This is a genomic window from Hymenobacter terrigena (assembly GCF_054776515.1).
Map to the genome: position 1 here is coordinate 137,559 of NZ_BAAHBU010000002.1, position 20,101 is coordinate 157,659.

Below are 20,101 nucleotides of genomic sequence, written 5' to 3' on the forward strand. Positions count from 1 at the left end.
GCCAGCGTCCGAATACCTGGGTTGATTTTCCGGCTTCTCAAATTCAAATGCCGTACCTTTGACTCCCGTCATGCCCGAACGCTCCAACCCCTCCCCCTCCGCGTCGGCTGCGAAATTCATTTTCGTTACCGGCGGCGTCACTTCTTCACTCGGCAAAGGAATCATTTCCGCCTCGCTGGCCAAGCTTTTGCAGGCCCGCGGGTTCCGAGTCACCATCCAGAAGTTCGACCCCTACATCAACATCGACCCCGGCACGCTCAACCCGTACGAACACGGCGAGTGCTACGTGACCGACGACGGGGCCGAAACCGACCTCGACCTCGGCCACTACGAGCGGTTCCTGAACACGCCGACCTCGCAGGCCAACAACGTCACCACCGGCCGCATCTACGACCACGTTATCCGCCGCGAGCGCGAAGGCGCGTTCCTGGGCAAAACCGTGCAGGTGGTGCCCCACATCACCGACGAAATCAAGCGCCGGATGCTGCTGCTGGGCCAGAACGGCCAGTTCGACGTGGTTATCACCGAAATCGGCGGCTGCATCGGCGACATCGAGAGCCTGCCTTTCGTGGAGGCCGTGCGCCAGCTCCGCTGGGAACTGCCGGAGTACGATTCGCTGGTTATTCACCTCACGCTGCTGCCTTATCTGAAGGCCGCCGGCGAGCTCAAAACCAAGCCCACCCAGCACTCGGTGCGCGACCTGCGCGAGGCCGGCCTCCAGCCCGATATTCTGGTGTGCCGCTCCGAGCATCCCATTCCGATGGAGATGCGCCGCAAAATCGCGCTGTTCTGCAACGTAAAAATCAACTCGGTTATCGAAAGCCTTGATGCCGACAGCATTTACTCGGTACCGCTGCTCATGCGCAAAGAGGGCCTCGACGAGCGGGTTATCAAGCGCCTGAAACTGACCGGCGGCACCCCGCAGCCGGATTTGGAAGCCTGGAAAGACTTCCTCGGCAAGCTAAAAAACCCGACCGAGGAAGTGACTATTGCACTCGTGGGCAAGTACGTGGAGCTGCCCGACGCCTACAAATCCATCAACGAAGCCTTCGTGCACGCCGGCGCCCAGAACGAGTGCAAGGTGACGGTGCGCAGCATTCAGTCCGACAACGTGACGCCCGAAAACATTGCCGGCCTGCTCCACGGCTGCGACGGTGTGCTGGTAGCGCCTGGCTTCGGCGAGCGGGGCTTCGAGGGCAAAATTGCCGCCGTGAAATACGTGCGCGAGAACAACATCCCCTTTTTCGGCATCTGCCTGGGCATGCAGGTGGCGGTGGTAGAGTACGCTCGCAACGTGATGGGCCTGCTCGATGCCAACTCCACCGAGATGGACTCCCTCACGCCCAATCCCGTGGTGGCCATGATGGAAGAGCAGAAAAACGTGACCCTGAAAGGCGGCACCATGCGCCTCGGCGCCTACGCCTGCGACCTGCGCCGCGGCTCCAAAGCCGCCAAAGCCTACGCCAAAAACCACATCAGCGAGCGCCACCGCCACCGCTACGAATTCAACAACCAGTACCTCAAGCAATTTGAGGACTCCGGCCTGCAAGCCACCGGCACCAACCCCGAAACCGGCTTGGTCGAAGTGATTGAGCTACCCACGCACCCCTGGTTTGTGGCCGGCCAGTTCCACCCCGAGCTGAAAAGCACCGTGGAGCAGCCCCACCCCCTGTTCGTGCGGTTTGTGCGGGCGGCCATCCAGCACCGCAAGGCGTAATTCGCAGTCGGGACAGGGGCCGTCTGTCATTGCGAGTGGAGCGCAGCGGAACGCGGCAATCCGTCCTCTCACTGCAGAAAGCCCTGAGATGTGACTAAGCCCAACTAAAAGTGCGCAGCATAATTTTAGCGTAAATCGCCAAAATATGCTGCGCACTTATTACGTCTACCTACTCACCAATGCCAACCATACCGTCCTCTATATTGGTGTGGCCAACGACCTCACGCGCCGAGTAGCTGAGCACAAAGCCGGCGTGCACGAAGGACTTACCCAGCAATACAACGTGCACAAGCTGGTTCATTTCGAAACCTACCCGGATGTAAACGCCGCTATTGCCCGCGAGAAACAGCTAAAGGCTGGCTCGCGGGCAAAGAAGCTGGCACTGATAAATCTGAACAACCCCGCTTGGGAAGAGCTGGCCGAATAAAGAGCTTCATCACACCTCAGGGCTGGTCGCATTTACAGGACGGATTGCCGCGCTGCATTTCGCTCCGCTCCATTTCGCTCGCAATGACAGACGGGCGCGTGCTTGCACCGTACCTTTGCCCCTTCGCAACCTTTTTTACTAATGGATAGAAATTCAGCAACCGGCCTGTTCCTTATTTCGGCCTTGCTCCTCGTGTACCTGTTCTTCTTCAGCCCGAAGAAGCCGGATGAAAAAGCCGCCGGCAAAACCCCGCCCGCTACTGCCGCCGCCGCTCAAAACGGAGCCACGCCCGCCCCCCCCACAGCCCTAGCCCCGGAAGTCGCCCTCGACACCACGGCCGGCCCGGCCAAGGATGTGACCCTGGCCAACGAGAACCTGACCATCACCTTCTCGACCCGCGGTGGCCGCGTCACGGCCGTGCGGATGAACAAGTACAAGACGTTCTTCGGCCAGCCACTCGATTTGTTCGATGCCAAAAGCGCCCGCATGGACACCAAATTCCGGACCGTGGATGGCAAAACCATCAAGTTTTCGGATTTGAATTTCCAGGCCGTGCCGTCGCAGGCCGCCGGTGGTTCGGCACTCACCTTCACCGCGCCCGTGGCCGGGGGCAGCATCGTGCAGACGTACTCGCTACCTGCCAACAGCTTCGAGCTGAAGTACGACCTGCGCCTGCTGGGCCTGGAGCGTACCGTGGCCCAGGAGCCGCTCACCTTCACCTTCGTGGACCAGGTGCGCCAGACCGAGCAGGACCTCAAGCAGAACCGCAACCACACCACCATCAACCACTACCTGGCCGCCGGCGACCAGGGCGCGCTGGCCGAAGCCAGCGAGAAGCCCGAAGAATACAAGGCCGCCGGCCCCGTGAAATGGGCCGCCCACAAGCACGACTTCTTCGTGGCCGGCCTCATTGCCGACCAGCAGCCCTTCGCGGGCGGCGCGTTCAACTCCGACGTGAACCTGGCCGATTCCTCCACCATCAAAACCCTGAGCTCGACGCTGACCATTCCGGTGGCCGAGGTGGAGCAGGGCCGGGGCCAGTACCGCTTCTTCTTCGGCCCGAACTCGTTCAACCTGCTCAAGGCCGTGACACCGGAATTCGACCGCAACGTGTACCTGGGCTGGGGCCTGTTCCGCTGGGTGAACCGCTTCGTGGTGCTGCCCGTGTTCCACTTCCTGGAGCAGTTCATCTCGTCCTACGGCGTCATCATCGCGCTGCTGGTGCTGCTTATCAAGCTGGTAACCTGGCCGCTCACCTACAAAACATACGAGAGCCAGGCCCGCATGAAAGTGCTGAAGCCGGAGATTGACGAGCTGAAAGCCAAACACGGCGACGACCAGACCAAGGTGCAGCAGGAAACCATGAAGCTGTACCAGGAATTCGGCGTGAGCCCGCTGAGCGGCTGCGTACCTACCCTGCTCACGCTGCCGATTCTGTTCGCCATGTTCCAGTTCTTCCCGAACGCCATTGAGCTGCGCCAGCAAAGCTTTCTCTGGGCCAAGGATTTGAGCAGCTACGACGTGTTTATCAAGCTGCCTTTCTATGTGAAATGGTACGGCGACCACGTTTCGATGTTCACGCTGATGATGACGGCTTCTACCCTGCTCATGACCTGGCAGAGCAACCAGACCAACACGGCCATGCAGGGCCCGATGAAGACCTATAGCTACCTGATGCCCATCATCTTCCTGTTCGTACTGAACAGTTTCGCGGCGGGCCTCACCTGGTACTACTTCGTGTCCAACGTCATCACCTTCGCGCAGCAGGCCATCACGAAGACCTTCGTGGACGACACGAAAATCCGCGCCCAGCTCGACGCCAACAAAGTCAAGAACAAGGACAAGAAGCCCAGCGGCCTCCAGGGCCGCATTGCCGAAGCCATGAAAGCCGCGCAGGAGCGTGAGGCCCAGGCCCGCAAGAAGTCGTAAGGCTCCCCTTCATCTGTCATTCCTGGCTCCGCTCAGAATGACAACCCACAAAAAACGGTCATACGAAACACCAGGCATGGTTTTCGTATGACCGTTTTTTGTGAGCCTATTTTTACGCTCTCGCTCTATTACCCCAACCGCCATGCGCTACTTCTCGCTCCTGCTGCTCAGTTTCTTTAGTCTCAGCTTCGTGCTGCCCGCCAGTGCCCAGCACGCGCCTACCAAAAAGGTGAAGGTTAAAAAGGCCAATAAAAAGACGGTGGCCACCACCAAAGCGGCCACGCCCACCCCGGCCGGCCCGGTCCTCACCTTCGAGCGCACGCCCTGCTACGGGAAGTGCCCGGCTTACATCATGCAGGTGTACGCCGACGGCCGCGTGGCCTACGAAGGCCGCCACTCCGTGCCAATCATGGGCAAAAAAGACCTGAAGCTGTCCGTCAGCACCGTAACCGATATGTTGCGCCAAGCCAAAGAAGCGCACTTTGAAACCTTCGAGAAAGAATACCTGAGCGGCGCGACCGACCTGCCGAGCACCATCGTCACCATCCGTCAGCCCGACGGCACCCTCAAAAAAGTAACAGTCGAAAGCAACGCCCCGGAGAATGTGAAAAGCTATTTCACCTACCTCGGCAACCAGTTCGACCAGCTAGCCCAGTTGAATGGCGTGGAGAAATAACCTCCTAACGCACTAGCGTTTGCCTTTTGGCTGCGGCTTAAATACTGCCCGAAATGCCCGGAGCGCCGCCGGATGGTAAATTGTGGCGTGGGTTTCCTCCGGCATCGGCTCGTAGTGCCAGGCACCCGTACGGGCAGCTTCGGGGCCTGCCGCCTCTACCAACTGGCGCATGGGCTTTGGCTCGCCCTGGCTACTGGTAGCCAGGTAAACAGTAACGGGCGGGCGGCCTGCGGCGTGGACCAGCTTTATGCCCTGCTCGGCCAATTGGCCGTTGTTCCACCACAAGCTGGGGTCGAAAGCGAGGTAGGTATTGAAGAGCTTGGGCTCCAGCAAGAGCGTTTCGACCACAAACAGGCCGGCCAGCGACTCGCCGACAATGGCCGTTTCGGCCGTGGTACGGTAGCGCTGCTTTACCTGCGGCATCAGCTCCTCACGAAGAAACTGTCGGTAGGCCGCCGAGCCGCCTACTTTGGGCGCAATCTTCTTATCCTCGGCATTGGTGGTGGGGCCGGTCAGGTCGCGGCGGCGCTGGGTGTTCTCGATGCCAACCAGGATGAAGGGCCGCATCCCACCGTTGCCCGTCAGCACCTGCACAAGGCCCGCCACGTGCAGGAAATCCTCGGCTAGGCCGCCATCGGGCATGTACAGCACCGGCAGCCGTACCGTAGCCGAGTCGGTGTAAGCCGCCGGCAAATACACGTTGATGCGCCGCGTTTCGCCCAGCGCCTTGGATTCGAGGGTGAAGGTTTGGCCGATGACCAGCGGCGTGGCGGCAGCAGGAGTTGCCGTTTGCGCATGCGCAGCACCCATTTCGGCAACCATTAATGCTGCCGCAGCCATTATCACTCTTGAATATCGCATTGTCTGTTTCATTTTGGTGAAAGGCTACTCCTTGTACACACGCTCCAGCAGCAGCTGGTTCATCGGGTTTGGGGTGAGGCCACGCACGTTGTTCTGCGTGAGGCGCACTACTTCATCGTAGTACAAGCTAATGACGGGCGACTCCTCCACCACAATCCGGTCCATGGCCTGGTATAGTTTGGTGCGCTTGGCTACGTCCTGGGTGCGGCGGGCTTCGTCGTAAAGCTTGTCATAGGCCGCATTTTTGAAATGCGTTTTATCCGGACCGGCGGGGCTGAAATTGGGGCTGTAGAACAGCGCCAAGTAGTTTTCTGCGTCGGGGTAGTCGCCCAGCCAGCTTTTGGCGAAGAAGGCCACCCGGCCGTTGTCCACCAAATCCTGCTGCGCGGCCGACTGGTTGATGTCAATCTGAACCTGCACGCCCACATCGGCCCATTGCTTCTGCAAGTACTCCCCTATCTCCTTGCGTTCCAGCACCGTGCTCAGGCGCAGCTTCAACGGCCGCTGCGGGCCGTAGCCAGCGGCGCGCAGCAACTGGCGGGCCTTCTGCGGCTGGTAGGTGTAGCCGGGCACCTCTTTTTCAGAAAACGACGGCAGCGCCGTGGGCACGAAGCCCGATGTGCCGGCATGGCCCACCCGGTTCAGCAGGTAAGTCAGCATTTCGGGCTTGTTGAGGGCGTAGTTCAGGGCCTGCCGCACGCGCTTGTCGCGCAAAGCGCGGCCTTGGATGGCCTGTTCCCCAATCAAATTGGCCGAATCGAGCTGAATGCCCAGGTACTCGGTGTTCAGGTACGGCGCTTTCTGCACCGTAAACTTGCCCTTAAAATCTTCCCGAATGGTGCCATCGGGGTGCATAATGAGGTCACGCGAGCCGGCCCGGATGCCCGAGAGGAAATCCAGCTTACCCTGCATAAAGGTCAGAAACTCGGTTTTGCGGTCGGGCAGGAAGCTCACCGCCACGGCATCGAGATACGGCAGTTTATGCCCCTGCCGGTCGGTGCGCCAGTAGTTGGGGTTGCGCTCGTAGAGCAGCACGTTGCCTTCATCCCAAAGCTTGAAGCGGAATGGTCCCGTGCCGACCGGATGCTCCCGAAAGTCCTTGCCGTATTTCTCGACGGCTTCGTGGGGCACCACGTAAGCATACGGCATCGTGAGGATACCCAAAAACGGAATGAACGGCTCCTTCAAGTGAATGCGCAGTGTCGAGTCGTTCGCGGCCACAAAAGCTGTGTCGCTGATGCTGCCATCGGGCTTCTCCAGTACCTTGCCCCGAAAAATCCAGCCGCCCGAGCTGGCTGTGGCCGCATCCAGAATTCGCTTGAAGCTATACACGAAGTCCTGTGCCTTCACTACTCGCCCTTTGCCACCGGCAAAAACGTCGCTGTCGTGAAATTGTACGCCCGGCCGGAGCACGAAAGTGTACGTCTTGCCATCGGCGGAAATAGCGTAGCGACGGGCCAGCGCTGGCACTGGCTGTAGGGTCGAATCTAACTCTACCAGCCCGCTGTAGAGCTGCCCCACCGCCCACCAGTTGGCCTGGTTGCGGGCAAAGGCGGGGTCGAGCGAGGACAGCGCCTCGGGCTGGTTATAGCGAAACACCCGGCGCTCATCGGCTGCCGGGCGGGCCGCGTCGTGGCAACCGGCCAGCGCCAGCGCACCCAGCCAGAATCCAAAAGGTTTAGCCAATAAGCTAGCCCAACGAGCCAAAAAAGGGGCCATGCGAACAGGGAAAGAATGTATCTTTGTGCAATGCTACGGCAAAAGTTATTAGTTTTTAGTTGGCCGTTGTTTGTTGTCAGGTAGTAGCCCTAAGGCCGTAAAAAGCCCACTCACTGACGATGAAGCACTGAACGACTAGCAACTGACAACGAACAACTGACAACTAGAGAGACTCATGGGAAAAATCATCGCGGTAGCCAATCAGAAAGGCGGGGTGGGCAAAACCACTACCTCCATTAACCTCGCGGCGTCCCTGGCCGCCCTGGACTACCGGACCCTGCTCGTCGACGCCGACCCCCAGGCCAACGCTACCTCGGGCGTGGGCTACGACCCCAAGGACATCCAGAACAGCATCTACGAGTGCATGGTGGACGGCATCAACGCCCAGGACATCATCGTGCCCACCAACATTCTGCCCCACCTCGACCTCATGCCCTCCCACATCGACCTGGTGGGCGCCGAGGTGGAAATGATAAATCTGCCCAACCGCGAGGAGAAAATGAAGGAGGCCCTGCGCCCCCTTGCCGCCGAGTACGACTTCATTATCATCGACTGCTCGCCCTCGCTCGGCCTCATCACGGTCAACGCCCTCACGGCCGCACACTCGGTCATCATCCCGGTGCAGTGCGAGTACTTCGCCCTCGAAGGCTTAGGTAAGCTCCTGAATACCATTAAAATCATTCAGAGCCGCCTCAACACCGAGCTTGAAATTGAAGGCATCCTGCTCACGATGTACGACGTGCGCCTGCGCCTGAGCAACCAAGTGGTGGAAGAAGTTCGCATGCACTTCCAGCAGCTGGCCTTCGACACCATCATCCCGCGCAACGTGAAGCTGAGCGAGTCGCCCAGCTTCGGCATCCCCGTCATCCTGCACGACGCCGAAAGCAAAGGCTCCATCAGCTACCTCAACCTGGCCCGCGAAATCGTGGAAAAGAACAGCGTAGAAGCCACCGAGGAAACGGCGGAGGACGAGCGGATTTAATAAATTGTCAAAATGTACACCTCCCCCACTCACCCGCTGATTGGTATCGACCCGGAAGTTCGGTTCGGCCGGGCGTGCATTATTGGTACGCGCATTAGTGTGGATGACGTGCTGGGCTGGTTGGGCAATGGGATGAGCAACACCGACATCATCGAGGATTTCCCAGAGTTGAATGAAGAGCACATCCGAGCTTGTCTTCGCTACGCAGCTGACCGTCAGCGGCATACCCGACTGGTCGCCTGATGAAGCTGTTGATTGACCAGAATCTGTCGTATCGATTGGTGAAGCAGTTGCAGGAGCTTTTTCCGGGCACGGAGCAGGTGCGGCGCCTGGGCCTTATGGACCATCGCGACGCGGTAATCTGGGAATACGCCCAGCGGGAGGGATTTGTGATTCTAACTCAGGATGAGGACTTTTTAGACTTGAGTTTGCTGCGTGGCTCGCCGCCGAAAGTTCTGTTGCTCCGCACTGGTAATTTGCCCAGTGCCCAAGTGGTTGACCTGCTGCGAAATCATCAACTGATGATTTATACCTCATTGGCTCTTGAAAGCGAGGTGAACTGCCTGCAATTAGCTTGATTCTAACCTCAACCGCCCGCGCCAAACTTATCGGCTTGCCCTTCGCCCAACAATCCGTAATTTTGACATCCGTTGCCGACTGCCTTTTATGGGCCCGGCCGATGAACTATGCCGCTAGAGAAGAACGAAGAGAAATTGCAAGCTGCCCTGGCCGCCGCCGCCGCAGTGAAACGCAAGGGTGGACTGGGCCGCGGCCTCAACGCCCTGATTGAGGGCAGCTACGAGAAAAAAGGCGACCGGCCCGGCTCCGGCGACCGGCTCGTGTCGCACCCCGTCAACTCGGTGGGCTTCATCGCCGTCGAGCACATCGAGGCCAACCCCTACCAGCCCCGCACCCATTTCGACAAGGAAGCACTGCAGGAACTGGCCGATAGTATTAAAATTCAGGGCATTATTCAGCCCGTGACCCTGCGCCAGCTCGGCACCAACTCCTACCAGCTTATTTCGGGGGAACGCCGCCTGCAGGCCTCCAAGCTGGCGGGTCTGGAGACGATTCCGGCCTACATCCGCAAGGCCGACGACCAGCAGATGCTGGAAATGGCCCTGATTGAGAACATTCAGCGCGAAAACCTGAATGCCATCGAAATCGCCCTCAGCTACCAGCGCCTGCTGAGCGAGTGCAACCTGCGCCAGGAAGAGCTGGGCGACCGCGTGGGCAAGAACCGCACGACCGTGACCAACTACCTGCGCCTGCTCAAGCTGCCGCCCGACGTGCAGATTGGCCTGCGCGACGCCGAAATCAGCATGGGCCACGCCCGCGCCCTCATAGGCCTCGACGACCCCAAGCTGCAGGTGGAGCTGTTCCGCAAAACCGTGGCCGAGGAGCTCTCCGTGCGCCGCGTGGAAGAATTGGTACGCAACGGCTTCGGCCGCACGGGCACCGAGGCCAAACCTAAGGCCGACGGCGACACCACGCCCGCGCCCCCCGCCGTGCCGGTGGCCGAAATCCGCCGCGCCGAGCGCCACCTCACCGACCGGTTTGGCTCGCGCGTGCAGGTGCGGCCCACGCCCAAGGGCAACGGCGAAATCAAAATCGCCTTCGACTCGGTGGAAGACATGCAGCGCATTCTGCACATTCTGCAACCCTCGTAAGCCGGCTGCCCCGCCGGCCGCGCAGCCAGGGTCGATGATGTACATCGGGGATTTTTAGCCCTTCGTTGACCCATGCGCTAAACGCCGGCGTTTCTCGTTAACAGGCTTGCCATGAAAAATCTGTATTCCTACCTCGCGGGTTTTGCCCTGCTCACCACCGGGCTTCTAAGCAATTACCGCGCTCAGGCGCAGGTGTTTACATCGCCTGGTATTACCACACCGCCCACCACCATCGTGCCCGACACCACCGAACGACGGGAAGTGGTGATGACGCCCGAAGCCAAGAAGCAAAAAGCCGCCGCCGACTCGGCCAAGCGCACCGAGCATATGTTCCGGGCCTTTGGCTTCAAGGGCATCCGCCTCACGCGGCCCGGCAAAGCAGCCATGCTGGCCCTGGTGCTGCCCGGCGCGGGCCAGATTTATAACCACCGCTACTGGAAGCTGCCCCTCGTGTACGGCGCGCTGGGCGGGGTTATTTACGGCGAATACTTCTATCAGAAGGGCTACCGGGAATTTGCCGATGCCTACAACCACATCACAAACAAGGAGATAAATCCGAAAACCGGGGTCTTTTACAAGATTGGCGACAGTAACTTAGGCGACCGCGCCAAGTTGGTAAAAAGCGTGGACGGCCTCAACACCGGCGTAATATTTTACCGGGGCTACCGCGACATTTTCTATCTCTATATCGGCTTGGCCTATGGCCTGCAAATCGTGGATGCGCTGGTCGATGCCCACCTCCATGATTTTGACGTGAGCGACGACCTGAGCCTGCACTGGGAACCCCGGCTGATGGCCGTGCCCGGCCAAACAAGCTTCCTGCCCACGGCTCCGGGAGTCATGTTTGCGCTGCGCGTGAAATAATTCTGTTTCAGGCATTTTACCCTCGCTATCTACCACTTACTGCATTCCGACTACCTGAACAAATGAAAATTCTCCTCATCGGCTACGGCAAAATGGGCCAGACCATTGGCGCGCTGGCCACCCAGCGCGGGCACGAAATCGCGGGCATCGTGGACCTGCACGCCAGCCAATCCATCATCGCCGATTTCACTCCAGAAACCGTTGACGTAGCCATTGAATTCACGCATCCCGATTCGGCCTTTGCCAACGTGATGACCTGCCTGGGCCAAGGCATTCCCGTGGTGTGCGGCTCCACGGGCTGGCTGCATCATTTTGAGGAAGCCCGGGCGCTGACCACCGAGCTGGGCGGCAGCCTGTTCTACGCCTCCAACTACAGCGTGGGCGTGAACCTGTTCTTCCACTTCAACGAGTACATTGCGGCCAAAATGGCCCAGTTTGGGGGCTACGACGTGGCGATGCGCGAAATCCACCACACCCAGAAAATCGACCAGCCCAGCGGCACTGCCCTCACGGCCGCCGAAGGCATCCTGCGCCACTTCCCCGCCAAAACCACCTGGCGCAACGCCCCCGCCGAAATGCCCGCCGAGCTGGCCATTATCAGCGAGCGAACCGGCGATGCGGTGGGGACGCACATCGTTACCTATACTTCTGATGTGGACACGTTGGAGCTGAAGCACGAAGCCCACAGCCGCGAAGGTTTTGCACTCGGAGCACTGCTGGCGGCCGAGTGGCTGCCCGGCCGCCAGGGCGTTTTCGGAATGAAAGAGTTGCTGGATTTGTAGTCCTTCCAGCTTTCGTGGGCGGCTCCGGGCCAGCCTCACGTTCTGCTGCGTTTCTTTGCCTGATTTTCATTGCCAAGCCCAAGCTTGCTCCCCATGTCTTTGCTCAAAACCGACCCCACTGCTCCGCCCCAGCCGCCCAAAACGAAAACCCGCGAATGGGCCGATTCGCTGATTTTTGCCATCGTGGCCGCCACGCTCATCCGCTGGGCCACATTTGAGGCGTACACCATTCCCTCGCCCAGTATGGAATCGTCGCTACTGGTAGGCGACTATCTGTTTGTGAGCAAGTTGCATTACGGGCCCATCACGCCTCAAACGCCCCTGCAGGTACCCCTCACGCACCAGACCCTCTGGGGCACGGGCCTGAAAAGCTACTCCGACCTCATTCAGCTGCCCACTTACCGGCTGCCGGGCTTCTCCGAAATCAAGCGCAACGACGTGGTGGTTTTCCATGTGCCCCACGAAACCCAATACCCGGCCGACCTGCGCACCAACTACATCAAGCGTTGCGTAGCCATCGCCGGCGATACCCTCGAAATCAAAGACGGCAAGGTATTCCTCAACGGGAAGCCCGGCGTAACGCCGCCCGGCCTGCAAACCACTTATTTCATGCAGGTTGACAATCCGAATGATGAGGTACTGGCCGCCCTGCGCGCCCAGGGCGTGGTCGATTACGAAGCGCCCGGCGGCATCCCCCAGGCCGTGCCTGGCCCTACGCAGGGCACCTACGGCTACACCATCAGCTGCACCCAGGCGGCGGCCGACTACTTCAAAAAGCAGCCCTACGTGAAGGCCATGACGGTGCTCCAGCCGCAGGTGCAGCTGTTCCCCGACGTGGCCGATTTCCACGGCTCGGCGGCCATGAGCGCCACCCCACGCAACTGGAACCTCGACAACTACGGCCCGCTGCCCATCCCCAAGAAGGGCCAGACCATTGCCCTCTCCCCTGCCAACGCCGCCATCTACTACAAAATCGTGGCCCGCTACGAACACAACGAAGGCATCACCTGGCAGGATGGCATGATTTACCAGAACGGCAAGCAGCTCACCAGCTACACCGTGAAGCAGAACTACTACATGATGATGGGCGACAACCGCCACAATTCGGAAGACTCGCGCTTCTGGGGCTTCGTGCCCGAAGACCACGTGGTGGGCAAAGCCGTCCTCATCTGGCTCTCAACCGACCCCAACGCCGACTTCTGGCACAAAATCCGCTGGAGCCGCCTGTTCAACATTATCCACTAAACGCCGCGCTGTCTGTCATTGCGAGCGAAGCGCGGCAATCCGTTCTGTCAAAACCAGACAGACACTCCCTTTTACCAGAAAGCCCCGGTACTTTGCAGCACCGGGGCTTTTTTCGTTTTAAAAGACCTTCTCACATCTCAGAGCTAGGCGCATCGAGAGGACGGATTGCCGCGCTTCGCTCGCAATGACAGACGGCGCGACTTACCACTTAATCGGCGTAAGTCCATGCTCCACCAGCCAGGCATTGGCCTTGCTGAAGGGCTTGCTGCCGAAAAAACCCTTATCTGCCGCATATGGTGAAGGGTGCACCGATTTTATAATCAAGTGCTTCCGCTCATCAATCAACTCCGATTTTTTTCCTGCGTAAGCGCCCCAGAGAATAAACACGACGTGCTCTTTCTCGTTGGAAACCTTACGGATAACCTCGTCGGTAAATTCTTCCCAGCCTTTTTTCTGGTGCGAGGCGGGCTCGCTGGCGCGCACGGTGAGGGTGGCGTTCAGAAGCAGCACGCCCTGTTCGGCCCAGCGGTCGAGGTTGCCGTTGGTGGGGGGCGGCGTGCCGGGAATATCGGCTTGCAATTCCTTGAAAATATTAACAAGCGAGGGCGGCGTGCGCTGCCCGTCCTGCACCGAAAACGACAAACCGTGCGCCTGGTTTTTGCCGTGGTACGGGTCCTGGCCCAGAATCACGACTTTGACTTTGTCGAACGGCGTGGCCTCGAAGGCGTGAAAAATCTGGGAGCCGGCCGGGTAGACCGTGGCAGTGGCGTATTCGCCTTTCACAAACGCAATGAGGCGCTGGAAATACGGTTTTTCGAACTCATCGGCCAACACGGGCCGCCAGCTTTCGGCTATCTTTACCATTGAAGTTTTTGAGAAAATAAACGGGATTGGTGCAGCGTTCTGGAGCCAAATTTGCGTAAAACCAATTCTGGCGGGCGGCTGTTACGCCCGCAGCTACCTCTTAGCTCCGCCGACTATGCCCACCACCACTACGCAAGGCGTCACCGTTTCGGTTACGACCAACTACTTGCCCGACTACTCCAGCCCCGGCCAGGAGCATTTTGTATTCGCCTATAAAATCGACATTCGCAACAACAGCGAGTTCACTGTGAAGCTGTTGCGACGACACTGGCACATTCACGACGCCAACGGTGTGGTGCGCGAAGTGGAGGGCGAAGGCGTGGTGGGCCGCCAGCCTGTGCTGGAGCCCGGCGAGGCCCACCAGTACGTGAGCGGCTGCAACCTGAAATCGGGAGTGGGCAAAATGTGCGGTACCTACCTCATGGAGCGCCTGGCCAACGGGCAGGAATTCACGGTTGAAATCCCGGAGTTTACCCTCATGGTACCCTACCGCTTGAACTAACAAGCTTCTCCCATTTCCATAAAAGCGGACGGCGGTGCGACCTTTGCGGTTCGCATTGTCCGTCCGCTTCTTGTTTCAGTTCCTCGCTTACCTCCGCTTCTGGCTTCGTTCGGGCAATGCCCACGGGCTGCACTCGCCGTTTGTGTTCGGCCTCTACACCTCGGCCGTCCGGCACACGGGCCGCTACGGAGCTTACGCGGCTGTGGAGGCGCGGCGGCAGCAACTTCTCCGCAGTTCGGCCAGCATCAGCGTTACCGATTTGGGGGCGGGCTCGCACACCGGCGCGGGCCAGCAGCGCCGCGTGGCCGACATTGCCCGCACAGCGGCCAAGCCGCCGCACCTGGCGAAGCTGCTGTTTCGGTTGGTCAACTACTTCCGGCCAGCTACCATTCTGGAGCTCGGCACTTCGCTGGGCCTTACCACGGCCTACCTGGCCGCGGCCGACTCGCGCCACCACGTCACCACCTTCGAGGGCTGCCCCAATGTGGCCGGCGTAGCCCGCGAAACTTTTGCCGCACTGAATATCAGCAATGTGCGCATCGTGGAGGGTAATATTGACGACACCCTCGCGCCCACCCTGGCGGCCCTGCCCGCGCCCATCGATTTCGCCTTTTTCGACGGCAACCACCGCTACGAGCCGACGCTACGCTATTTCGAGCAGTGTCTGGCCCACCGCACCGACGAATCGGTGTTCGTTTTTGATGACATTCACTGGTCCGAGGAAATGGAACGGGCCTGGGAGGCCATCAAACTCCACCCCGATGTGACGGTGACGGTAGACCTATTTTATATTGGGCTGGTCTTTTTTCGGAAGAACCAGCCCAAACAGCATTTCTCGCTGCGGGTGTAGGCCTGGCAACGGTCACCAAGTGGCAATTGCTTTCTGAACCATTGCCTGCCGTTCGGCGGGCCTGGCACCCCGCATGGCCAAGATAAACTCGGCAAACCGCAGGGCGTCGACGCGCACGAAGCCCAGTGAGATATTCAGCTCTTGAAAACCCATTTCCTTGCTCAGGCTGGCCATGTTTTGCTTGAATTTACTTTTTCGGCGGGACGGCTCGAAGGCTTCGTCGACTATCAGGCAAATGAACGGCTGCCTATTCGTCTCGACCAGATAAAGGTCCTGGATAATTTCCCAGTTGATGAATTCGTGGTGCGTGGTGCGGTCAAACATCCCAAATTCATTCACAATTATCTGCGGGCGGCGGTCGAGCAGCTGGAACAGGCTAACCGGGATGCCGAGACCGAAAAACCCGATACTGGCCCAGGCCACCAGCCGCGGGGCATCTGCCTGGCTCAGCATAAAGCAGCCCAGCCCGACAAACATTGCGCAGCCCACTAGCAGCTTCAGGGCTTTCCAACGGGATTTATACAGCCGAAATTCGGTCATAGCCTGACACGCATGTTGTTAGGCTTGCAGGCCTTGCGGGTCGATGCCAGGCATTGGGCGCAGCGCATCGCGCACACGCGTCAGTTTCACCAGCAGCGCTTCGAGCTGGTCGAGTGGGAGCATGTTGGCCCCGTCGGACAGAGCCGTGGCAGGCGTGGGGTGGGTTTCGATGAACAGGCCGTCGGCTCCTACGGCAATGGCGGCTTTGGCAATGGTTTCGATGAGGGCGGGCTGGCCGCCGGTCACGCCGCTGGCTTGGTTGGGCTGCTGCAGCGAGTGCGTTACGTCCATCACCACGGGCACCTCAAAGCGACGCATGGTGGGCAGGTTGCGAAAATCGACCACCAGTTCGGAATAGCCGAAGGAGTTGCCGCGCTCAGTGAGAATGACGTTGGGATTGCCGGCCTGGCGCACCTTGTCCACGGCCCATTTCATGGCCTCACCGCTCAGGAACTGGCCTTTTTTGATGTTAACGACCTTGCCGGTCTGGGCGGCAGCCACCAGCAAATCGGTCTGTCGGCACAGGAAAGCCGGGATTTGCAGCACGTCCACGTACTCGGCCGCCAGCGCGGCTTCGGTCGATTCGTGAATATCCGTCACCGTCGGCACGCCGATTTCACGCCCTACTTTTTGCAGGATGCGCAGCGCTGTTTCGTCGCCGATGCCGGTAAATGAATCCAGCCGCGAGCGGTTGGCCTTGCGATACGAGCCCTTGAAAATGTAGGGAATCTGCAACTTGTCCGTCATGTGCTTGATGCGCTCGGCGATGCGCAGGGCCATGTCCTCGCCTTCGATGACGCAGGGCCCGGCCATAAGGAAAAACTGGCCGGAATTGGTGTGGCGGAAGTGCGGGAGGGTGTTGGCGAGGGCTTGGAGCATGGGATGTTATTTCTTTTTCAAACAAATAAACAGCTCCCGCCCCTGCCGGGGCTTGAGCGAATTGGTAGCAATTTCAAAATGCCGGAATTCAAAATACGGCGCGAAATATGCGCGGTATTCTTCCCGGCTGCCGCCAAACGGCGGCTCCTGCACGGGGCCGAAATCGGTATCAAAGAGCAAGCCCATGAGCGTGCCGCCGGGCCGCAGCAGATTGGCGCATTGCCGGGCATAGGCTTGCCGCAGGGCCGGGTTGAGGGCGCAGAAAAACGTCTGCTCCACAATTAAATCGTAGGGTGGGTCGTTGGGCAACGCAAAGAAGTCGGCCAGCAGCAGGTGCTCACGGGGGAAATTGGGCACGCGGGCGGCTAGAGCAGCGAGAGCTTCCGGAGCGATATCGGCCACGAACACCTGCCGGAAACCCAGTTGGTGAAGGTACTCGGCTTCGTAGGCGCGGCCGGCCCCGGGGATGAGGATACGCGGCTGCGCGGCCACGTCGAGTTGGTCGAAATAGGCGCGCAGCGGCGGGGTGATGGTATGGGCATCCCACCCATCGCGGCCGGTGGCGTAACGTGCTTGCCAGTAGGCCGCATCGAAGTTCGCAGAAACCGTTTCCATATGGCCGAAGTATAGAATAAACTTGCCAGGGCAATAAAGTCCCCTATTTTTACGCCAAAGGTACGCGGCGCACAACGGCACGAACCTTGATTTTTTTTCCGCTTCTCTCGCATAACTATTCCCGCATGGACCCGAACGAAACCCCCGAACCCCGCTCCAATAACAGCCGCGTCCTCCTCTGGGTAGCCCTCGTGCTGGTCCTCCTGGGTATCAACGGCGTCCTGTTCTACCTCAACCAGCAGAAAGGCCAGCAAAACGAAGTGCTGACCACCGAAGTAAAAGCCAAAGACAGCAAGCTCCAGGAGCAAATCAAGCAATACGAAGCGCTGAAGGCTGATTTTGAGCGTCAAAGCCAGGAGCTGCAAGCCCTGGGCCTGAGCAACGACTCGCTCGAAGCCAAAATTGCCAGTGTGAATGCCGACTTGCTGAAACTGCGCTCCTTCAAGGCCGGCAGCTTCTCCATTGCCCAGCAAAACCTGTTCAAGAAGCGTGCCCAGAACCTGGAAAGCCAGCTCCGCAAGAAGGATGACGACATTGCCCAGCTGAAAAAGGACAACGAGTCGCTCTACACCGAAACCACCACGCTGAAGGAGAAGCAGAACAAGTTGACCGATACCATCAGCACGGTGGTGCGCAGCAACAAGGAGCTGTCCGAGAAAGTATCGGTGGCCTCGCGCCTGCAGGCTGATAACATTCATGTGGCCATCATCACTGCCAAAAACAAGGAGAAAGACGACGACAAGGAGGAGTTCAAGGCCAAGCGCGTGGAGAAAATAAAAATCACCGCCAACCTGGCCCGCAACGACGTGTCGCCCAAGGAAACCAAAGCCATCTACCTGCGCATTCTGGAGCCGGATGGCGCGGCTCTCTACAACCTGAGCACGGGAGGCGGCACCTTCACCGTGGACGGTCAGGAGGCTTTCTACACCCAAAAGCAGGACGTGGTGTACGACAATACCCGGCAAAAGCTGGAATTCGTGTACGCCAAAGGCGCCGAATACAAAAAGGGCTTGCACACGGTGGAGCTGTATGAAAGCGGCCAGCTGATGGGCAAAACGACCTTCACGCTGAAATAGCCTGAACGTTTAGTTCGCATTACATAAAAAAGCCGCTCGTTGGAGCGCCTTTTTTTGTGCATGTTATACCCAACTAAGGATTCTCCCCTATTCTATTCTATCGCTAAGCGTTGAGCCGGGCCAGCCCCGCGCAGTAGGTAGAGGCCGGCGGGCAGGCCCTGCAGGTCGAGCACAGCCTCGGAGCCGGCTGGGGTGGGGTAGCGACGCACGGCCCGGCCCAGAGCATCGGTGAGGGTGAGGGGCGCGGGGGCCGTGCCGGCGGGCAGGCGCAGGGTGGCCGTGCCGTGAGCGGGGTTGGGGAAGAACTGCACAGGCTCGCGGGGGCCGGCGGGGGCGGTGGTGGCGGTGAGGGTGGGGCCGGTGAGGGAGGCGAGGAAGCTGAGAGATGTGTTGGGGCTGGGGTTCGGGTTGGTGAGGGTGGTGGGGCCAAAGGCGACCGTGGGGCTATCAAAATAGCCGACCACGCACACGCTGGTACCACTTATAGCCAGCGAATAAGCTACATCGCCTCCGGTGCCGCCGGCCCACTGCGCCCATGCGAAGCTGCCCGTGAGGCCAGCATCCGTTAGTTTGGCCACGAATACGTCGTCACCCCCAACACCAGTTAAAGTGGTGGGGCCAAAGCTGGCAGTGAAGCCACTGAAAGAACCGGCCACGTACACACTGGTGCCACTTACAGCCAGGGCAGTACCTTGTTCGTAGCCACTGTCGCCGGCCCGCTGTGCCCACATAAAGTGGCCCGTGCTGCCCGCGTCGGTCAGCTTGGCCACGAACACGTCAGTAGAGCCTGAAGTGGTTAAGGTGACGGGGCCAAAGCCCGCTGTGGGACTGTTGAAATGGCCGGCCACGTACACGCTGGTGCCGCTCACGGCCAGCGCATTGGCAAAATCATTGACGGTACCACCGGCCTGTTGCGTCCACACAAAGCTGCCCGCGTCGGTGAGCTTGGCTACAAATGAATCAAAATAGCCGGTGATGCCGGCATTGGCTAGCATGGCCGTGCCAAAGCTGGCCGTGGGGCCGTCGAAATAACCAGCCATGTACACGTTGTTTCCGCTTACTGCCAGTGCGGTGGCTTGGTCATTGCCCGTGCCGCCGGCTCGTTGCGCCCACGCAAAGCTGCTTGTACCGCCCGCGTCGGTGAGTTTGGCCACGAACACGTCATCATCGCCCGCGTTGGCCAGGGTGGCGAGGCCAAAGCCCGCCGTGGGACTGTTGAAATAACCGGCCACGTACACGCTGGTGCCGCTCACGGCCAGCGCAGTGGCATAATCGCGCCCGCTGCCGCCGGCTCGCTGCGCCCAAGCAAAGCTGCTTGTGCTGCCCGCGTCGGTGAGCTTGGCCACGAACATATCAACCGTGCCCGTACTGGTCAGGGTGGTAGCGCCAAAGTCGGCGGTAGGGCTATTAAAATAACCGGCCACGTACACGCTGGTGCCGCTTACAGCTAGCGCGGTGGCTCCCTCATAGCCCGGGCTGCCCGCTCGTTGCGCCCATACGAACTGGTTGATGGCCGGGTTGAATTTGGCCACAAATACGTCAGTGTTTCCGAGACTTGTCAGCGTAGTGGTGCCCAGTGCCACGGTGTTGGTGAAACGCCCGGCCAGGTACACATTACCTACTGCATCGACGGCTGTGGCCGATACTAACGAGAGACCGCCTCCCGCTGACGTAACCGCCGCAATAGCCCGCGCCGACTGCCAAGCCGGGGCTTGAGCCGCTGCCGGCAGGTGCAAGGCCAGTAGGAGAATGGCCAGCAGGGTGCGAACCAACGCGGCAGGAATTGGGAAAGAGGAAAAGTTTGGCATATAGGAAAGGAAGTAGCGTAACGCACTGGTTATGGGATGATACAAAAATAGGGTGCGGAACCAAGGCCCCACACCCTATCTTACAATAGAAAGTA

The 20,101-nt window shown here is 59.5% G+C and carries 21 protein-coding genes; 14 read left to right on the plus strand and 7 right to left on the minus strand.

Annotation, left to right across the window (positions count from 1 at the left end; all coding sequences use genetic code 11):
• Positions 1–70: 70 nt before the first annotated feature.
• The 4 genes from ACYU7Q_RS07545 to ACYU7Q_RS07560 all read left to right on the plus strand — a co-directional run bounded on the left by ACYU7Q_RS07545 (position 71) and on the right by ACYU7Q_RS07560 (position 4,749).
• Positions 71–1,717, plus strand: a complete 1,647-nt coding sequence (locus ACYU7Q_RS07545; RefSeq protein WP_460608837.1) for a CTP synthase — start codon at positions 71–73, stop codon at positions 1,715–1,717.
• 145 nt (positions 1,718–1,862) lie between these two features.
• Complete coding sequence (locus ACYU7Q_RS07550) at positions 1,863–2,144, plus strand: GIY-YIG nuclease family protein (protein ID WP_460608838.1); 282 nt, start codon at positions 1,863–1,865, stop codon at positions 2,142–2,144.
• Positions 2,145–2,285: 141 nt separating this feature from the next.
• Positions 2,286–4,073, plus strand: a complete 1,788-nt coding sequence (gene yidC / locus ACYU7Q_RS07555; RefSeq protein ID WP_460608839.1) for a membrane protein insertase YidC — start codon at positions 2,286–2,288, stop codon at positions 4,071–4,073.
• A 142-nt stretch (positions 4,074–4,215) separates the two neighbouring features.
• On the plus strand, positions 4,216–4,749 hold the full coding sequence (locus tag ACYU7Q_RS07560) for a DUF6438 domain-containing protein (protein ID WP_460608840.1): 534 nt from the start codon (positions 4,216–4,218) through the stop codon (positions 4,747–4,749).
• 12 nt (positions 4,750–4,761) lie between these two features.
• Here the strand turns inward: ACYU7Q_RS07560 and ACYU7Q_RS07565 are convergent, their stop codons facing one another.
• Both ACYU7Q_RS07565 and ACYU7Q_RS07570 read right to left on the minus strand, forming a co-directional pair.
• The gene (locus ACYU7Q_RS07565; RefSeq protein WP_460608841.1) at positions 4,762–5,559 is read right to left on the minus strand and encodes an alpha/beta hydrolase; all 798 of its coding nucleotides are present in this window, start codon (positions 5,557–5,559) and stop codon (positions 4,762–4,764) included.
• 75 nt (positions 5,560–5,634) lie between these two features.
• Positions 5,635–7,296 (minus strand): ABC transporter substrate-binding protein, encoded by a 1,662-nt coding sequence (locus ACYU7Q_RS07570; protein WP_460608842.1) that lies wholly within the window; start codon positions 7,294–7,296, stop codon positions 5,635–5,637.
• Positions 7,297–7,504: 208 nt separating this feature from the next.
• Here ACYU7Q_RS07570 and ACYU7Q_RS07575 point away from each other — a divergent pair, with 208 nt between their 5' ends.
• The 7 genes from ACYU7Q_RS07575 to lepB all read left to right on the plus strand — a co-directional run bounded on the left by ACYU7Q_RS07575 (position 7,505) and on the right by lepB (position 12,872).
• A complete protein-coding gene (locus ACYU7Q_RS07575; protein WP_198067939.1) occupies positions 7,505–8,311 on the plus strand; it encodes a ParA family protein in 807 nt (268 codons plus the stop codon).
• A gap of 12 nt (positions 8,312–8,323) precedes the next feature.
• Positions 8,324–8,554: a DUF433 domain-containing protein gene (locus ACYU7Q_RS07580; RefSeq protein WP_460608843.1), complete on the plus strand. Its 231-nt coding sequence runs from the start codon at positions 8,324–8,326 to the stop codon at positions 8,552–8,554.
• Positions 8,554–8,889, plus strand: a complete 336-nt coding sequence (locus ACYU7Q_RS07585; RefSeq protein ID WP_460608844.1) for a DUF5615 family PIN-like protein — start codon at positions 8,554–8,556, stop codon at positions 8,887–8,889. The genes ACYU7Q_RS07580 and ACYU7Q_RS07585 overlap by 1 nt, the downstream gene beginning before the upstream one ends.
• Before the next feature lie 108 nt (positions 8,890–8,997).
• On the plus strand, positions 8,998–9,981 hold the full coding sequence (locus tag ACYU7Q_RS07590) for a ParB/RepB/Spo0J family partition protein (RefSeq protein ID WP_460608845.1): 984 nt from the start codon (positions 8,998–9,000) through the stop codon (positions 9,979–9,981).
• Between the two features lie 111 nt (positions 9,982–10,092).
• Positions 10,093–10,845, plus strand: coding sequence for a DUF5683 domain-containing protein (locus ACYU7Q_RS07595; RefSeq protein WP_460608846.1), 753 nt, complete (start codon positions 10,093–10,095; stop codon positions 10,843–10,845).
• A 62-nt stretch (positions 10,846–10,907) separates the two neighbouring features.
• Complete coding sequence (gene dapB, locus ACYU7Q_RS07600; RefSeq protein WP_460608847.1) at positions 10,908–11,627, plus strand: 4-hydroxy-tetrahydrodipicolinate reductase; 720 nt, start codon at positions 10,908–10,910, stop codon at positions 11,625–11,627.
• A 93-nt stretch (positions 11,628–11,720) separates the two neighbouring features.
• Entirely contained in the window at positions 11,721–12,872 is a 1,152-nt protein-coding gene (gene lepB, locus ACYU7Q_RS07605) for a S26 family signal peptidase (RefSeq protein WP_460608848.1), read from the plus strand.
• 201 nt (positions 12,873–13,073) lie between these two features.
• On the opposite strand, the gene ACYU7Q_RS07610 is transcribed toward lepB, so the two are convergent.
• Positions 13,074–13,736, minus strand: coding sequence for a uracil-DNA glycosylase (locus ACYU7Q_RS07610; protein WP_460608849.1), 663 nt, complete (start codon positions 13,734–13,736; stop codon positions 13,074–13,076).
• Between the two features lie 115 nt (positions 13,737–13,851).
• Here ACYU7Q_RS07610 and apaG point away from each other — a divergent pair, with 115 nt between their 5' ends.
• Positions 13,852–14,238, plus strand: coding sequence for a Co2+/Mg2+ efflux protein ApaG (gene apaG, locus ACYU7Q_RS07615; protein ID WP_198067932.1), 387 nt, complete (start codon positions 13,852–13,854; stop codon positions 14,236–14,238).
• Between the two features lie 55 nt (positions 14,239–14,293).
• Positions 14,294–15,088: an O-methyltransferase gene (locus ACYU7Q_RS07620; RefSeq protein WP_460608850.1), complete on the plus strand. Its 795-nt coding sequence runs from the start codon at positions 14,294–14,296 to the stop codon at positions 15,086–15,088.
• Between the two features lie 12 nt (positions 15,089–15,100).
• Here ACYU7Q_RS07620 and ACYU7Q_RS07625 read toward each other — a convergent pair whose 3' ends face one another.
• The 3 genes from ACYU7Q_RS07625 to ACYU7Q_RS07635 are packed head-to-tail and all read right to left on the minus strand — an operon-like array spanning position 15,101 to position 17,122.
• A complete protein-coding gene (locus tag ACYU7Q_RS07625; protein WP_460608851.1) occupies positions 15,101–15,628 on the minus strand; it encodes an STM3941 family protein in 528 nt (175 codons plus the stop codon).
• 18 nt (positions 15,629–15,646) lie between these two features.
• Positions 15,647–16,507 (minus strand): 3-deoxy-8-phosphooctulonate synthase, encoded by an 861-nt coding sequence (gene kdsA / locus ACYU7Q_RS07630; protein ID WP_460608852.1) that lies wholly within the window; start codon positions 16,505–16,507, stop codon positions 15,647–15,649.
• A gap of 6 nt (positions 16,508–16,513) precedes the next feature.
• Positions 16,514–17,122 carry a class I SAM-dependent methyltransferase gene (locus tag ACYU7Q_RS07635; RefSeq protein WP_460608853.1) on the minus strand — a complete coding sequence of 203 codons (609 nt, stop codon included), beginning with the start codon at positions 17,120–17,122 and terminating at the stop codon, positions 16,514–16,516.
• Between the two features lie 125 nt (positions 17,123–17,247).
• Here ACYU7Q_RS07635 and ACYU7Q_RS07640 point away from each other — a divergent pair, with 125 nt between their 5' ends.
• A complete protein-coding gene (locus ACYU7Q_RS07640) occupies positions 17,248–18,198 on the plus strand; it encodes a hypothetical protein (RefSeq protein WP_460608854.1) in 951 nt (316 codons plus the stop codon).
• Positions 18,199–18,290: 92 nt separating this feature from the next.
• Here the strand turns inward: ACYU7Q_RS07640 and ACYU7Q_RS07645 are convergent, their stop codons facing one another.
• Complete coding sequence (locus tag ACYU7Q_RS07645; RefSeq protein WP_460608855.1) at positions 18,291–20,006, minus strand: T9SS type A sorting domain-containing protein; 1,716 nt, start codon at positions 20,004–20,006, stop codon at positions 18,291–18,293.
• Positions 20,007–20,101: the final 95 nt, after the last annotated feature.

What these genes read in the sequence shown, in the direction of transcription:
- ACYU7Q_RS07550 (WP_460608838.1), top strand. Translation starts at nt 1,863, where the DNA reads ATGCTGCGCACTTATTACGTCTACCTACTCACCAATGCCAACCATACC.
- ACYU7Q_RS07590 (WP_460608845.1), top strand. Translation starts at nt 8,998, where the DNA reads ATGCCGCTAGAGAAGAACGAAGAGAAATTGCAAGCTGCCCTGGCCGCC.
- ACYU7Q_RS07585 (WP_460608844.1), top strand. Translation starts at nt 8,554, where the DNA reads ATGAAGCTGTTGATTGACCAGAATCTGTCGTATCGATTGGTGAAGCAG.
- ACYU7Q_RS07565 (WP_460608841.1), bottom strand. Translation starts at nt 5,559, where the DNA reads ATGGGTGCTGCGCATGCGCAAACGGCAACTCCTGCTGCCGCCACGCCG.
- apaG (WP_198067932.1), top strand. Translation starts at nt 13,852, where the DNA reads ATGCCCACCACCACTACGCAAGGCGTCACCGTTTCGGTTACGACCAAC.
- ACYU7Q_RS07625 (WP_460608851.1), bottom strand. Translation starts at nt 15,628, where the DNA reads ATGACCGAATTTCGGCTGTATAAATCCCGTTGGAAAGCCCTGAAGCTG.
- ACYU7Q_RS07560 (WP_460608840.1), top strand. Translation starts at nt 4,216, where the DNA reads ATGCGCTACTTCTCGCTCCTGCTGCTCAGTTTCTTTAGTCTCAGCTTC.
- kdsA (WP_460608852.1), bottom strand. Translation starts at nt 16,507, where the DNA reads ATGCTCCAAGCCCTCGCCAACACCCTCCCGCACTTCCGCCACACCAAT.
- ACYU7Q_RS07545 (WP_460608837.1), top strand. Translation starts at nt 71, where the DNA reads ATGCCCGAACGCTCCAACCCCTCCCCCTCCGCGTCGGCTGCGAAATTC.
- ACYU7Q_RS07610 (WP_460608849.1), bottom strand. Translation starts at nt 13,736, where the DNA reads ATGGTAAAGATAGCCGAAAGCTGGCGGCCCGTGTTGGCCGATGAGTTC.
- ACYU7Q_RS07595 (WP_460608846.1), top strand. Translation starts at nt 10,093, where the DNA reads ATGAAAAATCTGTATTCCTACCTCGCGGGTTTTGCCCTGCTCACCACC.
- ACYU7Q_RS07580 (WP_460608843.1), top strand. Translation starts at nt 8,324, where the DNA reads ATGTACACCTCCCCCACTCACCCGCTGATTGGTATCGACCCGGAAGTT.
- ACYU7Q_RS07640 (WP_460608854.1), top strand. Translation starts at nt 17,248, where the DNA reads ATGGACCCGAACGAAACCCCCGAACCCCGCTCCAATAACAGCCGCGTC.
- yidC (WP_460608839.1), top strand. Translation starts at nt 2,286, where the DNA reads ATGGATAGAAATTCAGCAACCGGCCTGTTCCTTATTTCGGCCTTGCTC.
- dapB (WP_460608847.1), top strand. Translation starts at nt 10,908, where the DNA reads ATGAAAATTCTCCTCATCGGCTACGGCAAAATGGGCCAGACCATTGGC.
- ACYU7Q_RS07635 (WP_460608853.1), bottom strand. Translation starts at nt 17,122, where the DNA reads ATGGAAACGGTTTCTGCGAACTTCGATGCGGCCTACTGGCAAGCACGT.
- lepB (WP_460608848.1), top strand. Translation starts at nt 11,721, where the DNA reads ATGTCTTTGCTCAAAACCGACCCCACTGCTCCGCCCCAGCCGCCCAAA.
- ACYU7Q_RS07575 (WP_198067939.1), top strand. Translation starts at nt 7,505, where the DNA reads ATGGGAAAAATCATCGCGGTAGCCAATCAGAAAGGCGGGGTGGGCAAA.
- ACYU7Q_RS07645 (WP_460608855.1), bottom strand. Translation starts at nt 20,006, where the DNA reads ATGCCAAACTTTTCCTCTTTCCCAATTCCTGCCGCGTTGGTTCGCACC.